Annotated in this window: 13 protein-coding genes; 7 read left to right on the top strand and 6 right to left on the bottom strand. The window is 55.8% G+C overall.

Annotation, left to right across the window (positions count from 1 at the left end; all coding sequences use genetic code 11):
* Positions 1 to 14: 14 nt before the first annotated feature.
* Both IT971_RS14050 and IT971_RS14055 read right to left on the bottom strand, forming a co-directional pair.
* Positions 15 to 2,174 carry a dihydroxy-acid dehydratase gene (locus tag IT971_RS14050; RefSeq protein WP_063094579.1) on the bottom strand — a complete coding sequence of 720 codons (2,160 nt, stop codon included), beginning with the start codon at positions 2,172 to 2,174 and terminating at the stop codon, positions 15 to 17.
* 64 nt (positions 2,175 to 2,238) lie between these two features.
* Complete coding sequence (locus IT971_RS14055; protein ID WP_063094577.1) at positions 2,239 to 3,000, bottom strand: SDR family NAD(P)-dependent oxidoreductase; 762 nt, start codon at positions 2,998 to 3,000, stop codon at positions 2,239 to 2,241.
* A 244-nt stretch (positions 3,001 to 3,244) separates the two neighbouring features.
* On the opposite strand from IT971_RS14055, the gene xylF reads away from it, so the two are divergent.
* The 5 genes from xylF (at position 3,245) to IT971_RS14080 (ending at position 8,985) form a co-directional block, all read left to right on the top strand.
* A complete protein-coding gene (gene xylF, locus IT971_RS14060) occupies positions 3,245 to 4,276 on the top strand; it encodes a D-xylose ABC transporter substrate-binding protein (protein WP_063094575.1) in 1,032 nt (343 codons plus the stop codon).
* An 84-nt stretch (positions 4,277 to 4,360) separates the two neighbouring features.
* Entirely contained in the window at positions 4,361 to 5,626 is a 1,266-nt protein-coding gene (locus IT971_RS14065; protein WP_074624818.1) for a sugar ABC transporter permease, read from the top strand.
* Positions 5,627 to 5,638: 12 nt separating this feature from the next.
* A complete protein-coding gene (locus tag IT971_RS14070; protein WP_007090591.1) occupies positions 5,639 to 6,457 on the top strand; it encodes an ATP-binding cassette domain-containing protein in 819 nt (272 codons plus the stop codon).
* Positions 6,454 to 7,635, top strand: a complete 1,182-nt coding sequence (locus IT971_RS14075) for a fumarylacetoacetate hydrolase family protein (protein ID WP_063094573.1) — start codon at positions 6,454 to 6,456, stop codon at positions 7,633 to 7,635. Before IT971_RS14070 ends, IT971_RS14075 begins: the two co-directional genes overlap by 4 nt.
* Before the next feature lie 105 nt (positions 7,636 to 7,740).
* A complete protein-coding gene (locus IT971_RS14080) occupies positions 7,741 to 8,985 on the top strand; it encodes an ROK family transcriptional regulator (RefSeq protein WP_063094572.1) in 1,245 nt (414 codons plus the stop codon).
* A gap of 84 nt (positions 8,986 to 9,069) precedes the next feature.
* On the opposite strand, the gene IT971_RS14085 is transcribed toward IT971_RS14080, so the two are convergent.
* The 4 genes from IT971_RS14085 to araD form a co-directional block, all read right to left on the bottom strand.
* Complete coding sequence (locus IT971_RS14085; protein WP_063094571.1) at positions 9,070 to 9,795, bottom strand: ribonuclease activity regulator RraA; 726 nt, start codon at positions 9,793 to 9,795, stop codon at positions 9,070 to 9,072.
* Positions 9,796 to 9,854: 59 nt separating this feature from the next.
* A complete protein-coding gene (locus IT971_RS14090) occupies positions 9,855 to 11,369 on the bottom strand; it encodes an aldehyde dehydrogenase (NADP(+)) (RefSeq protein ID WP_196871067.1) in 1,515 nt (504 codons plus the stop codon).
* A 33-nt stretch (positions 11,370 to 11,402) separates the two neighbouring features.
* Entirely contained in the window at positions 11,403 to 12,314 is a 912-nt protein-coding gene (locus IT971_RS14095) for a dihydrodipicolinate synthase family protein (RefSeq protein ID WP_063093448.1), read from the bottom strand.
* A 90-nt stretch (positions 12,315 to 12,404) separates the two neighbouring features.
* Positions 12,405 to 14,150, bottom strand: coding sequence for an L-arabinonate dehydratase (araD, locus tag IT971_RS14100; RefSeq protein ID WP_007090597.1), 1,746 nt, complete (start codon positions 14,148 to 14,150; stop codon positions 12,405 to 12,407).
* Between the two features lie 346 nt (positions 14,151 to 14,496).
* Between araD and IT971_RS14105 the strand changes: the two genes are divergently transcribed.
* Complete coding sequence (locus IT971_RS14105; protein WP_037992808.1) at positions 14,497 to 15,543, top strand: ABC transporter substrate-binding protein; 1,047 nt, start codon at positions 14,497 to 14,499, stop codon at positions 15,541 to 15,543.
* A gap of 138 nt (positions 15,544 to 15,681) precedes the next feature.
* Positions 15,682 to 16,107 (top strand): tripartite tricarboxylate transporter TctB family protein, encoded by a 426-nt coding sequence (locus IT971_RS14110; RefSeq protein ID WP_063093449.1) that lies wholly within the window; start codon positions 15,682 to 15,684, stop codon positions 16,105 to 16,107.
* The last annotated feature ends 26 nt before the right edge of the window (positions 16,108 to 16,133 follow it).

Raw genomic sequence — 16,133 nt, forward strand, 5'->3', positions numbered from 1 at the left:
CCCTGCCCCTCAGATCAGTTTCGCCACGGATTGACCGCACGACGATCCACCACACCGGGGACAATCCCGCGTGCAGCGTTCGATACATGATCCATCACGTTGCTGGCTGCGATATCGTATTGACGTGCGATCATGCGTTTTTGCCGTTCAGCAAATAACGACGCACGATCCGCCAGATCAATCGGGCTTCCGGCCGTTTCCATCCCTGCAAGGAACGCATCGCGATCCAGCCAGTCCAGTGTATTTTTTGTCAGATCAAGACGCAGCACATCCCCGTCGCGCAGATGACCGATGCCGCCACCCACGAATGCCTCGGGCACCATATGGCCGATACACGCCCCCTTGGTCACGCCGGAATAACGGCCATCAGTGATCAGCATGCTTGACGCTTCAAGGATGCGATGGTGGCGCAGGTTCTGGGACGGTGAAAACATTTCCGGCATGCCATAGGCTTCCGGCCCCTGCCCGCCAATCACAAAGGCAAAGGACAAATGCCCCTGTGCCAGCATATCCTTGGGGGCGTCCATATCAACCCGGTTACCACCATTGCGCCGGACCACGGCAGCAATCAGTTCTTCGTCCACGCCATCGGTTTCAATCAGGCGCGTCACCAGATCGGGCGAGGCAAAATCAGCGTTACAGACATGCTCATTTTCATAATAGCGTACGATGAAAACGTGATTGTCGAAATGTTCGATCAGATGGTCGCTCATGCCCGATGTCTTGACCGCACAATTTTCAAAGAAGCTGCCGGTCAGAACATCCACGCCGGACCGCTTGCGTACAGGGGTCGCCCGGATAACCGATTTATCGCCAAGTGACAGATCGACCGGGTTTTCAAGATTGGCAATCCGTTCGCCCCATGTTTTGCCAAGAACCGTCGGCGCATCCAGATCCATCGCCACACCAAGATCGGCAAGAACGCGATAGATACTTTCCATACCACGATTTTTGCCTTCGGCCATTTGCTGGGCCAGAACAAAGGTATCGCGATTTTCCGTCAGGCTATGGGCGAAGATTTCCGGCACCGGTGCTTTAAGACGCACATCCTGATAATCATCAATCGTCACGTCAAACCCGGCATAGCGCATCATGAAGGGCAAATGCAGCAGCATGTTGCTGCTTGACCCCGTGGCATTATGAATACGCACGAAATTGGCAAAGTTGCGTTTCAACAGATTGCTGATCGCATATTCGGGTTTGTTGAAGACCCCAAACATCGCATCAATCCCGGCCGCCACTGCTGCATAGGGCGGCACATCGGTAAGCAATTCCAGTTCGGGCGGTGTCAGGCCAAAGGCTGCCAGCATGGTCCGCGATGAATTGCCCGTGCCGTTAAAGGCGCAAATTCCCCCCTTGGAATCACAGGTCGCCCCGGCAAGCTCATCAAGAACCCGGCGCTCCATCTTGCCATCGATAATGCCCAATAACCGCGCCCGGTCCAGCAACCCGGCAAAGGCTTCGTCAGACGTGCATTGCAGAATATAGCGCATATTTTCGCGAATATCCGAACCAAGGTCATCATGCCCGGCCCGATCTGCATCATCTGCAATTTTATCCAGCAACCGGCGGGTTCCATCGGGAATTTCCCCGCCCTTCAGGACGTGGGACGGGGCAAACACCGCCCAGACCGGGGCCTGATCACCACGATATTTGCGTGCCTGATCGGCGGCCGCCAAACCGGCCACTACCGCGGCGGGGGATTTGTCGCACCCGGCAATGACATAAGCCGCATGATAGCTGTGGCCTTCAAAGGTAATATTGACCGCCGCCGCCGTATGGTTCCGCGATGCCAGGGAATAGCTTTGGCCGATATTATTCTGCGCGGTGCCATCGCAAATCACCGGCACATGAAACAGGAACGGCACCCCACCCATTTCCCATATGCGAATTGCCGCCATCAAAGCCTGTGGCCGATCCAGCAAATGCGCCGGATGATCCGGGGCCCCGCCGATAATCGCAATGCGTGGCCGGTTTTCCACCAGTCGCCCGACCACATCTCGGATTTCCGGTACATTGAATTTCCGGTCGCTGGCGACAACCGGGTTTTCATTCACCGCGTCGCGCAATAGCCGCACAACCGTAATCGGCTGATTGGCCAGCCCCTGAATGCAGTCGCGATAGGGATTGGCTTTTTCGTCAATGGTGATGGCATTGGGAAGGGATTGGGGCATGATGGTCTCTGACTGCGGGAATCGGGACGAAATGGTGCGAATTTATTTGATTGGTGGCAGACTATCAGACAAGCCCGCCATCGACGATAAAGCTTTGTGACGAGCACGCCGATGATACGTCGGATGCCAGGAAAAGCACCATCTGTGCAACATCATCCCCGACAAGGCGGCGTTTGACGCATTGCTGTGATTGAATGCGTTCCTCGTCCTCCGGGCTGATCCAAAGATCAAGCTGGCGCTGGGTAATAATACAGCCCGGAATCACGGTATTGACCCGAATGCCATCCGCACCCCAGTCACGTGCCAAGGCGCGTGTCATGCCGACAATGCCTGCCTTAGCGGTTTCATAACCGACCAGATCGGGCAACCCCATCAAGTAACTTACCGAACTGAAATTAATGATGCTGCCACGGCCCTTTTCGGCCATGCCCTTTGCCACGGCACGCGAACAGAAAAACTGATGTGACAGATTGACATCAAGCTTCTCACGCCATTCATCCGGCCCGGTTTCTTCTGGACTGTGGCGATCATCGCGAGCCGCATTATTGACCAGCACATCAATCACACCGATTTTCGATGCCATTTCGGTAACAGCCTTGGGAATCCCGGCCTGATCGCGCAGATCAAGTGACATGTAGTGCGGACGAACATCCAGATCACGTTCGATTTCGGCATACAGTTTTTCCGCGGCAGCATCATCGATATCAAAAAAGCCGACCCGCGCGCCCTGCGCACAAAAGGCCCGGACGATAGACGCCCCGATGCCCGACGCGCCACCGGTCACCAGAACCGATTTGCCCTTTATGTCGTGATAACTCGCTGTCATGACGTTCCCTGACTTGTTTTCATCTTTTATTTTTCACTATCAAATTAAATGCTGCGCTGCACCAACTCAAATCCGCCTGAAATCAACCAATGATGCGGATTAACGGTGGATTTGAGCGTAAGAAGCGAGATTTTTAATTTGTTCATTAAAAAAAATTTGACAGGACGGATCGAAGGCGTCAACATTTTTTCGACAACAAAAATAAATGTCACTGCAAGACACATATCATTCAGGGAAGAAACAGATGAAAAAACTCCTCTCCTCGGTCGCACTGGCCGGTGCCGTGCTGTTTTCCGCTAACGCCTTTGCCGACGATCTGATCGTTGGTGTCAGCTGGTCGAACTTCCAGGAAGAACGCTGGAAAACCGACGAAGCCGCCATTGTGAAGGCGCTTGAAGCAGCTGGCGCACAATATATCAGCGCAGACGCCCAAAGCTCGCCCTCCAAACAGCTTTCCGATATCGAAAGCCTGATTTCGCGTGGTGCAGATGCCTTGATCGTTCTGGCACAGGATTCCTCATCCATTGGTGCTGCAGTAACGCAGGCGATCAATGAAGGCATTCCGGTGGTTGGTTATGACCGCCTGATCGAAGACCCGAACGCCTATTACATTACCTTCAACAACAAGGAAGTCGGCCGTCTTCAGGCCGAAGCCGTGTTTGCCCAGCAGCCGAAAGGCAATTACGTATTCATCAAAGGCGCACCAACCGACCCGAACGCCAATATCCTGCATGAAGGCCAACTTGAAATCCTTCAGGCAGCAATTGATAACGGCGACATCAAGGTCGTCGGCGAAGCCTATACCGATAGCTGGCAGCCAGCCATCGCCCAGCGCAACATGGAACAGTTCCTGACTGCTGCCGATAACAAGGTTGACGCCGTTGTCGCCTCGAATGACGGCACGGCGGGTGGCGTTGTGGCCGCCCTTTCGGCACAGGGCATGCAGGGCATCCCGGTTTCCGGTCAGGATGGTGATCACGCCGCACTTAACCGTGTTGCGCTTGGCACCCAGACGGTTTCGGTCTGGAAAGATGCCCGCCTTCTGGGACAGCGCGCAGCCGAAATCGCGGTTGAGCTGGCAAAAGGTGCAAAACTTGGCGATGTCGAAGGCACCCAGGACTGGAACAGCCCGAACGGCGTCACCATGAAATCCTACTTCCTTGATCCGGTGGCGATCACCCAGAACAAGCTTGATCTTGTGATTGATGCAGGCTGGGTATCGAAAGACGTCGTCTGCAAAGGGGTTGAAAGCGGCAAGGTCGCTGCCTGTAACTAGGCAGGTTTCCTCCCTCCGACCTTGTTAAACCCCGGGGCCGGCCGCATCTGATCGACCGGCCCCGCCGCCTGACGAGCATTTTACATGACAAGACTACTTGCCAAGATGGAAGTCGACCGCCGCCTTATGGGGCTCGCAGTTGTGCTTCTGGTTATCTGGATCGGCTTTGACATCGCATCCGGCGGACGCTTCATCACCCCGCGCAATATCTTCAACCTGTCGGTTCAGACGGCATCCGTTGCCGTGATGGCGTGCGGGATGGTGCTGATTATCGTCACCCGCCATATCGACCTTTCGGTCGGTGCGATACTGGGTGTTCTTGCGATGATCATGGGTGTCGTGCAATCCGACATCCTGCCACAATTCCTTGAATACAATCACCCGATGACATGGATCATCACCCTTATTGTCGGGTTGGTGATCGGGGCGGCAATTGGTGGCATACAGGGGCTTGCCGTTGGCTATCTTAGCGTTCCGGCCTTTATTGTGACCCTGGGCGGGCTTCTGGTCTGGCGCGGGGCGGCATGGTGGGTCACGCAAGGGCGTACTGTTGCCCCGCTTGATCACAATTTCATGCTGCTGGGCGGCGGGATCGAAGGCACGATTGGCGCAACCTGGAGCTGGATTGTCGCAGCCATCGCCATTGTCGCCATCATCTATGCCGCCATCATGGAACGTCGCCGCAGGCTTTCCTTCCAGTTCCCGGTCAAACCGATCTGGGCGGAATATACCAATACACTGATCAAGGCCGGGCTGGTTCTGGTGGCGATCATCACATTGAACGCCTATCATCTACCCGAACGTGCAGCCGAACGCATTCTTGAAGATCGCGGTATTCCGGTGACGCCGGAAAACCTTATGATTTCGCACGGCATTCCGATTCCGCTTCTGATTGTTGCCCTTGTGGCGATTGTTCTGACCATCGTTGCCAAACGCACCCGGTTCGGGCGCTACGTTTTCGCCATGGGCGGCAACCCACAGGCCGCCGAACTGGCAGGCATTAACGTCAAACGCATGACGGTTGCGGTTTTTGCCCTGATGGGAATTCTGTGCGCGATCAGTGCGGCGATTTCATCGGCACGCCTGCAATCGGCGGGCAATGACCTTGGCACGCTTGACGAATTGCGCGTGATTGCCGCGGTTGTGATCGGCGGAACGTCGCTGGCCGGCGGTGTCGGCACCATCTATGGCGCGCTGATCGGTGCCCTTGTGATGCAAAGCCTGCAAAGCGGCATGGCGCTTCTGGGTGTTGATACATCACTGCAAAGCATCGTCATCGGCCTTGTGCTTGTCCTTGCCGTGTTCAGCGACAAATATTTCCACCGTCGCTATAGCGACCCGACCAGTTAGGAGTATGGGGAAATGAACGATATCAAAACCGGTCAAAACCCGCTGGTCGAAATGCGCGACATCCATATCAGCTTTGGCGGGGTCAAGGCGGTCGACGGGGTTTCCATTGATCTTTATCCCGGCGAGGTGGTTGGCGTGCTTGGCCATAACGGTGCAGGCAAATCAACTCTGATCAAGGTGCTTTCGGGTGCATACAAGGCCGACACCGGCCAGATCATTGTTGATGGCCGCGAAGCCAAAATCGAAAATGCCCGCGATGCGCGCGACAACAATATCGAAACCATCTATCAGAACCTTGCCCTTGCCGATAATCTTGATGCCGCGCAGAACCTGTTTCTCGGCCGTGAAATCGTTGATAAATTTGGCTTTCTTGACGATGCCGCGATGGAACACAAGGCGCGTGAAGTGCTTCATCGCCTGAACCCGAATTTCCATAAATTCACATCCCCCGTTTCTGCACTTTCGGGCGGGCAACGGCAATCGGTGGCAATTGCGCGTGCCCTTTTGTTCGAAGCCCGCGTTCTGATCATGGATGAGCCCTGTGCCGCCCTTGGCGTGCATGAAACCCGCATGGTCGGCGAACTGATTGATCAGCTTAAACGCGACGGGCTCGGTATTTTGTTGATCAGTCACGATCTTCATGATGTGTTTGATTTGTCTGATCGTTTGCATGTTATGAAGAACGGCAAGCTGGTCGGCACCGTCCCGACCAAAGATGTTACCCATGATGACGTTCTTGGAATGATCATTCTGGGCAAAATGCCCGATCATCTTTTGCATCTTGCCGGACCGGGTGCCACCAACGCCCCGAACAAAGAGGCCCTTCAATGACTATCGACTTCCCAAATACCGCAAGCGACATCCTGCCCGACGATCATGGCAATGCCATTCTGGTTGGTCGCGTCTGGGACCCGCGCGTTTCCGGCCCGACCCCGGTTGTTGTCGATCAGGGCAACCTTCGCGATATCAGCAAACTGGCCCCGACCATCAGTCAGCTTCTTGAACGCGATGACCTGGTATCGCAGCTTCGCAATCCGTCCGGTTTCCCGCTGGTGGGTACGCTTGATGACGTTGCAGCAGCATCCAAACCCGGCGCCGGATCGCAAACGCTTCATTTGCTCAGCCCAAATGACCTTCAGGCGATCAAGGCCAGTGGCGTGACATTTGTCGCAAGCCTTCTGGAACGTGTGATCGAAGAACAGGCGCGTGGGGACGCCAGCAAGGCCGATCTGATTCGCACCGAAATCACCGGCATCATCGGCGATGACCTGTCGCAAATCGAACCGGGATCGAAAAAGGCCGCCGACATCAAGGAAGTCCTGATCGCCAAAGGCGCATGGTCGCAATATCTGGAAGTCGGGATTGGCCCGGATGCGGAAATCTTTACCAAATCCCCGCCAATGTCCGCCGTTGGTCATGGCGCGCATGTCGGCCTGCATCCGATTTCAAACTGGAACAACCCGGAACCCGAAGTGGTTCTGGCTGTCAGCTCAAAGGGCAAAATCGTCGGCGCAACCCTTGGCAATGATGTCAATCTGCGCGACGTCGAAGGCCGCTCCGCCCTGCTTCTGGGCAAGGCAAAGGACAATAACGGCTCCTGCGCCATCGGGCCGTTCATCCGCATTTTTGATGGTAATTTCACGCTTGAAACCGTCAAGCAGGCCGATCTTAAAATGGCGGTCGACGGACAGGATGGCTATCACCTTGATGCCGGAAGCTCCATGAGCCAGATCAGTCGTTCACCCGAAAGCCTCGCCGCACAGGCATACGGCAAACATCATCAATATCCGGATGGCTTCATGCTGTTTCTGGGCACGATGTTTGCGCCCACCGATGATCGTGGCGGCAAGGGCAAGGGCTTCACCCACGAAATGGGCGATCTCGTTACCATTTCGACCCCCTGCCTCGGCAAGCTTTGCAATCAGGTCGAGCGGTCCGATACCATTGCGCCATGGACCTTTGGCATTACGGCACTGATGACCAATCTGGCCGCACGTGGATTGCTTTAACCCGCTGCATCAGCAGCTTGCCAAAACGATAAAAAACATGCCCTTATCCGGAACCGGGTTTGCCCCCGGTTCCGATCCCGCCTTGCAGAATAACAGGCCCCGCCGATGAGCCGTCGAACCGATCACGATACCCCACGCCAGCCATCCCAGATTGCCATTCTGCGTTTTCTGCGTATTCATGGCCCTGCCGCCCGTATCGATATCGGCAACGCCACCGGATTAAGCCCGGCGACAGTAACATCGCTGACCGCCGATCTGATTGCCCAGGGGCTGGTAAAGGAAACCCAAGGCACACCAAACGGCACAAATGGCAATAGCGGCCAAAGTGCCACGCGCGGCCGCCCCAAGGTTCTGCTTGATCTTGTGCCGAGCGCGGCCTGCGTGATCGGTGTCAAGCTGACGATCAATCTGGTTGAAATCGCACTGGGCAATTTCAAGGGTGAGATTGAACGCAGCATCCAGCACAGCATCAACACCCGTGATCTTGATGAAACGTCGCTGGTCACAACACTTTGCGATCTGATTGATCAGTTCATTTCCGATAACCGCGACATTGCACCAAACCCGCCTATCGGGATTGGTATCGCCATTCAGGGAGTCGCCGACAGCAACAGCGGCGAAATCATCTGGTCACCGGCCCTTCGCAATCGACATATCGCAATTACCAAACCGTTGCGCGAACGCTTTGGCGGCATTGTCCAGATGTCAAACGATGCCAACTGCATTGCAACTGCCATCACCCAGAATAACGATCTTGGCGGCAATGGTGATTTTGCCGTCATCATGCTGGGCTACGGCGTCGGCATGGGGCTTGTCCTGAACGGGGCGGTGTATAATGGCCATTTTGGCGCTGCCGCCGAATTCGGTCACATGAAATATCAACCCGACGGGCCGCTTTGCAATTGCGGGCGACGCGGTTGTATCGAAGCCTATATCGGGGATTACGCCATTCTGCGCGATGCCAGTGGCCTCATTGATATGCCCGATGCCAACAACCTGCATCCCAGCGAAAAACAGATGATGGATCTGGTCAAACGGGCACGTGACGGCCACGAAGACCTTGCCGATCTGTTCCGCCACGCCGGAAAGGTACTCGGATATGGCATTGCCAATCTGATCGCCCTTCTGGGACCGGAACGCATCCTGATCACCGGGTCCGGCGCGCGGGCCTATGATTTGATGGAGCCGGAAATCGAACGCGGCCTTCGCGAGGCACAGGTGCCGGAACTGCGTAACGGGCCCAAGATCACCCACCTGCCGTGGGACAAGGATCTGGCATTGCAGGGCGCAATCGGCCAAAGCCTTTTGCGCCATGACGAAAGCATGTTTGCCAATCCACCGGCAAACTGACCGGATCATTTGGCTAGACCTGAAATGCAAAAAGCCACCCGAAACGGGGCGGCTTTACGCGATATTCAGCAAAGCATAACGGGATCAGCGACCCGTTTTTTTGCGCCATGCCTCATAATTGGCTTTGGTTTCGTCCTTGGTCGCCGGATAAAGGCCGATGATCGGCTTGCCGGCCAGAACTTCTTCCAGAACGAAGTCCTCGAAGCTCTCCATGCCTGCGCATTCTTCGGCCAGTTCGTCGGCAAGATGGGCCGGAATGACAACAACGCCATCCTTATCCCCGACCAGAACATCCCCCGGGAAAACCGGCGCATCGCCACACCCGATCGGCACGTTAAGGTCATAGGCCTCGTGCAGGGTCAGGTTGGTCGGGGCCGACGGACGGTTGTGATAGGCGTGAATATCAAGTTTGCCAATACCCTCCGCATCGCGGAAACCACCATCGGTAACGATACCGACAACGCCGCGCTTCATCAGACGGGTTACAAGGATCGAGCCCGCCGATGCCGCCCGGGCATCCTTGCGGCTATCCATCACTAGAACATGACCAGCCGGGCATTGTTCAACCGCAACACGCTGCGGATGGTTAGGATCGCGGAAAACCTCGATCGGGTTGCGGTCTTCACGTGCCGGGATATAGCGCAGGGTATAGGCCTGCCCGACCATGTTCTCGCCTTTTGGCGCAACCGGGCCAACCTCCTGAATAAACTGGTTCCGAAGGCCGCGTTTAAAAAGGGCGGTGCAAAGCGATGCCGTGCTGACCCGTTTAAGCTTCTCGCGCGTTGCGTCACCAAGGACATAATCGCTCATTATCTGAACTCCGTAGGTACGCCGGGGTGCAATCACCCCGGCAAATCAATGAAAGGCGATCAGGCCAAATCAGTCGGCAGGACATCCGCCGGGATGTTCTGATAGCAGACCGGACGCAGGAAGCGACGGATCGACATGGTACCAACCGACGTCGCACCGAAATTGGTCGATGCCGGGTATGGCCCGCCATGCACCATGGTGTCGCAAACCTCAACCCCGGTCGGGAAACCATTGGCCAGAATACGCCCCGCCTTGCGCTCCAGGATCGGCAGCAACGAACGGGCATCCGCCGCATCACCAGCATCCATATGGATCGTGCAGGTCAGCTGACCTTCAAGCGCCCTGGCAATCGCCTGCATTTCGGCAATGCCCTTCACTCGGACAACAAGCCCAAGCGGCCCAAACACTTCCTCACCCAGCACATGATTGGCCAGCCAGTTTTCACCGCTGGTCTCAAACAGATACGGCGTCGCATTGCGAAGATCACATGACGTGGTCAGGACTTCCTTGACGCCCGATGTCGCAGCAATACGTTTCGCCCCACTGCGATACGCATCGGCCATGCCATCGGTCAGCATGGTTTGCGCCGCCACATCGCCAAGGCCCGCTTTGGCGGTTGTGACAAACGCATCGGCATCCGGCCCATCCAGAACAACCGCAATCCCCGGATTGGTGCAGAACTGCCCTGCCCCCATGGTCAGCGACCCGACCCAGCCCCTGGCGAGTTCTTCGGTGCGCGCACTCATGGCGTTCGGCAGCAGGAACATCGGATTGACCGAACCCAGCTCGCCAAAGAACGGGATTGGCTCCGGACGCTGCGCGCACAGATCGAACAACGCACGACCACCGCCCAACGACCCGGTAAAGCCGACCGCCTTGATCAGCGGATGCTGCACCAGGCTCTGGCCGACATCGCGCTTGCCACCCTGGATCAGGCTGAACACACCGGGATGAATGCCACATGCCTTGACCACAACATCAATCGCCTGCGCAACAATCTCGCCGGTACCCGGATGGGCCGAATGGCCCTTGACCACGACCGGGCAACCAGCTGCAAGGGCGGCGGCGGTATCGCCACCAGCGACCGAGAATGCCAGCGGGAAGTTCGACGCACCAAACACCGCCACCGGGCCAATCGGGCGCTGCATCAGACGCAGATCCGGGCGCGGCAGGGGGGCGCGATCCGGAAGCGCTTCGTCATGACGGCGATCAAGATAATCACCGGCAAGGATATGGCTGGCAAACAGGCGAAGCTGGCCAACCGTACGGCCACGTTCCCCATTCAGGCGCGCTTCCGGCAGGCCGGTTTCCTGGGTACCGATTTCGGTAATTTCCGCACCACGGGCGTCGATTTCATCGGCGATCCTATTCAGGAACTTCGCCCGTTCTTCGCGGGTCGAATAGCCATAGGACCAGAATGCTTCCTCGGCGGCCCTGGCAGCCTGATCGACCATGGCCGGGGTGCCAACCGGGAAAGTATTGGCCGGGCCATGGGCCGGTTCGGACTGGAAGGTCTGCTCGCCCGCCACCCACTGGCCGGCAATCAGATGTTTTCCTTTCAGGTTATAGGACATTGGTGCCTCCTTTACGCGGGGATATCCCGGCGCTTATTTCACTAGTTTGTTTTCGCGCATGAATACGACAAGCTTGTCATGCTGCGCAGGCGTCAGGGGCCAAGCTGATGGCGGGCGCGTCGGTCCGCAATCGTTGCCCAGAATCTGCAACGCGGATTTAACTCCGGTCACGTTGGTACCGTTCATTTCTTCGGCTCGGACATCTTCAAATGCCCGCATTTCCGAAATCAGTTTGCGTGCGGTTTCGTAATCGCCGCCCTCAAGAGCCGCATGGATCGCCATCGAGCGTTCCGGCCACACATTGATCAGACCCGACGTAAAGCCGCGCGCGCCCACCGCATAGAAGGTCGGCGCCCAGACTTCGGCAAGCCCGCCAACCCAAACGATATCAGGATCGCAGGCTGAAATCGCCTCGGCCAGCTTCATCGGATTTGGCGTCGCCCATTTGACACCGGCAACACCTTGAACTGCACATAGGTCGGCAATCGCCTTGGTGCCAATCGTATCGTTGCGAAGATACAGCATCATCGGCAAACCATCCGACGCATCGGCAATGCGTTTAAGATAGTCGACAACACCACGCGGCGCGACAAAGGGATCTGGTGGCTGATGGATCATAAGCGCCTCGGCACCGGCGTCCGCCGATGCCTTTGCCAATGCAACCGCATCGCGAATGCCACGCCCGACACCTGCCAGCATCGGCGCGCGACCATCAAGCATTTCGGCAACCGATCTGGCCATGGTGATGGCCTCGTCCGTGGTCAGCGCATAAAATTCGCCGGTATTGCCGTTTACCACCGGAAAATGGACACCCGCGGCCAGCGCACGATCAATGATCGGGGAGAGTTTTTTCGGCGCGACATCGCCGTTTTCATCATAAGGCGTAACAAGAATGCCGGAAATCCCGGACAGCACGCCACGCAAATCGGCTTTGGAAAGTGCCATTGGTCAAAGTCCCTGAATTCTGTTGGTGGTGGCGCGATGGGTGCGCCACCAGTTTGTCATCGATCATTGCCGGATCAACCAACCGGCGGATCAGAAGATATCCGGCTCACCGGCGGTTTTGCCGAAGTCGGGCGACAGGAAGTCGAAATCACAGCCTTCATTGGCCTGGGTGACATGCTTGCCAAACATCCAGCCATAACCGCGCTGATAGCGATCCTCGGGCTTTTTCCAAGCCGCGCGACGCCGTTCGAGTTCATCTTCATCCACCAGCATGTCCAGACGACGGTTATCAAGATCAAGCTTCACGATATCGCCGGTTTTCAAAAGGGCGAGCGGCCCGCCGATATAGCTTTCCGGCGCAACATGAAGCACACACGCCCCATAAGACGTGCCCGACATACGCGCATCCGAAATGCGCAACATGTCACGATGCCCCTGCTTGATCAGCGCTTTCGGGATCGGCAGCATCCCCCATTCCGGGAATCCCGGCCCGCCAAGCGGCCCGGCATTGCGTAGAACCATCACATGATCGGGCGTGATATCAAGATTTTCGTCATCAACCGCCTTTTTCATTTCCGGATAGCTGTCAAATACAAGTGCAGGACCCTGATGATTGCGGAACCGTTCATCACAGGCGGCCGGTTTGATCACCGCCCCGTCCGGGCACAGATTGCCGCGCAGCACGGCAAGCGATCCTTCGTGATAGACCGGGTTGGACAGCGGACGAATGACATCGTCGTTATAAACCGTCGCGCCCTCAAGGGTTTCGCCAAGCGTCTTGCCGGTAACGGTCGTAACGCTTGTATCAAGCTTGTCGCCAAGTTCCGCCATCAGGGCGCGCAGACCACCGGCATAGAAGAAATCTTCCATCAGGTAATCACCCTTGCCCGACGGGCGAATATTGGCAATCAGCGGCGTGGTACGGCCAAGTGCGTCAAGATCATCAAGATCAAGCTTGATGCTGGCACGGCGCGCCATCGCCAGAAGATGCACCACCGCATTGGTCGAACAGCCGGTCGCCATCGCAACAACGGCAGAGTTTCTTACCGACGCCGGGGTGACAATTTTTTCAGGCGTCAGATCTTCCCAGACCATATCGACGATGCGACGACCACATTGGGTCGACATGCGGATATGACCGGCATCCGGTGCCGGGATCGACGACGCGCCAGGAAGGCAAAGCCCCATGGCTTCGGCAATCGCGGTCATGGTCGATGCCGTGCCCATGGTCATGCAATGACCATAAGAACGTGCGATGCCGCCTTCGACCCCCACCCATTCCTCGTCACTGATGTTACCCGCACGGCGTTCATCCCAGTATTTCCACGCATCCGACCCAGAACCAAGGATTTTACCGGCATAATTCCCGCGCAACATCGGGCCAGCCGGAAGATAGATCATCGGCACACCCGCCGAAATCGCACCCATGACAAGACCCGGCGTGGTTTTGTCGCAACCGCCCATCAAAACCACACCATCAAGCGGGTGCGAACGGATCAGCTCTTCTGTCTCCATCGCCAGCAGGTTGCGATACAGCATCGAGGTCGGCTTGGTGAAAGATTCATCAACCGAAATCGCCGGAAGTTCGACCGGGAAACCACCCGCCTGATGCACGCCTTTTTTGACGTCACCGGAACGTTCGCGGAAATGAGCGTGGCACGGGTTCAATTCCGACCAGGTATTCAGAATTCCGATGACCGGGCGACCTGTCCAGTCTTCCGGATCAAGCCCCATCTGCATCAGACGCGAACGGTGACCAAAAGAACGCAGATCGTCGGGCGCAAACCAGCGCGCACTTCTAAGGTCTTCGGCAGATTTTTTTTGTTTTTCGGACATGGCGTTCCTCCCGTGTATCTGCCCTGCCGGGTGACTATGCACATGCAAACCCGACAGAACAATGCAATTTCATTTATGATGACATGTATGCGCATACACATCAATGTTGTCAAGTTATCTTACAGGTATTTTCCCGTGTGAAGCTTATAGAAAAACACCAAATATTCCGGGATTGACAGAAGTTAAATCGACTTGTATGAATTTATGTATGCGCTTTCATTACGCTTGGAATTTTACAGGCAACAATAACAAGAACAAGCAAAGCGCAGGCCTATCGGGAACCACCCCGGCCGGGCATATCGGGCAAGGAGCCCTTATTCAGGATCGCGTCATTCGGGAGGAAACAATGACCGGACTTTTCAAAACCCTCGCCACTGCCGTCGGGCTTGCAGCCATGCTCGCAGCACCGTCTCTTGCCAACGCAGCCGACCTGCCAAGCAACGTTCGACTGGTCATCGGTTCGAAGTCAACCGGTGGCGACACCTATCAGAACAGCGCAATCATCGCCGAAGCACTTTCGAAAAAACTCGATATCAACGTCAAGGTTGATGCCGTTGGTGTAAGCGAAGCCTTCAAGGCACTTGATCGCGATTCACGTGGCACGACGCTTATGATGTTCCATGACGGTGCCTATATGGGCAACCTTTATGGCGTTCGCGGTTACGACAATATTTTTGAAAAATACAATGTCGGTGCCACCGTCTCGATCAATCCGGGCAACGCATACCTTGTCGCGAAAGACTCTCCATTCAAATCAATGGAAGACGTCTTTGCCGCTGCGGCTGCCGGACAGCGCATTCGCGTCGCCATTCAGGCTGGTGGCGTTTCGGAAATCGGTCTTTCTGCGATGAAAAACGCAGCAAAAATCATGTATCCGGGCGCTGAAGAAAACATCGTCGCCGTCAATACCGGTTCGCAGGCAGATAAAAACCAGCTTCTGTTTGATCGTCAGGCCGATGTGATCAACGGCTCCGTACAGGCAAACGAACAGTTCACCCAGCTTCCGCAGGACGACCAGAAAGCGATGCGTTTCATCTGGGTAACAGCCCGTGAAAAAACCATCAAACAGGCAAATCCGGAAGGCATGGGCAACACGACCAGCGAAGAATTGCTCGGCTACACCACACCGAATGTAAGCGTCACGATGGACGGCACGAACGACTTCACCTTTGATAAAGAGTTCTTCTTCCTCTTCAACAAAGACATGGATCCGGCAATCGTCGAAACCATCGACAATGCCCTTGCCGAAATCTATGCCGAAGGCAAAATTCAGGAAACCCAGAAGAATTCCTTCTTCATTCCGAACTTCCTGCCATCGAAAGAAGCCTCTGCCTATCTTGAAGGTAAAAGCGAAACCATCCGGAAAATCATCTCTTCGATTTCAACGAACTAGCCATTCCCTGTTGGCCCGGCCATCTGCCGGGCCAACAGGAATATCGACAGATGAAGACTATCCCGACAACCGTGCCCGCCGCTAAAACCGACACGTTTTCAGCACATTGGGCAGCGCGGGATAAGAAGGAGATACTTCATGTCACTGGAAACGCTTTTATCAGTGTCCATTGATTTCGATACATCGCACACGGTATTTCCAACCATCGTTGCCATTGTGCTTGGCATTTTACTGGTTGCGATACTGGCAACGCGCAGTCGCGCGATTTTGGCAACGGTTGGCTCCGTCCCCTGGTGGCCGGCAAAAATTGACCATATGCGTTTTTTCGGAACCCTCGCAGGTACCGTTCTGTATTTCATCGCCATGCCATGGGTGGGCGACTTTTATCCGAATACCGGCCTCGGGTTTTATATCTGTTCGATCCCCTACCTGTTTGCCATGAGCGTGCTTTACCTGCAGCAGCGCGATAAGCGGCATCTGCTGATCGCGGGCCTGAATGCCCTGATAGCACCAAGCGTTGTCTGGTACCTGCTGTCGGAACTTTTCAACATATCGCTTCCTTAAGCCAAGAACGACACGAGAGATTTGAT

Origin of the sequence: Thalassospira sp. B30-1 (assembly GCF_015767575.1) — a bacterium.
GTDB lineage: Bacteria > Pseudomonadota > Alphaproteobacteria > Rhodospirillales > Thalassospiraceae > Thalassospira > Thalassospira xiamenensis.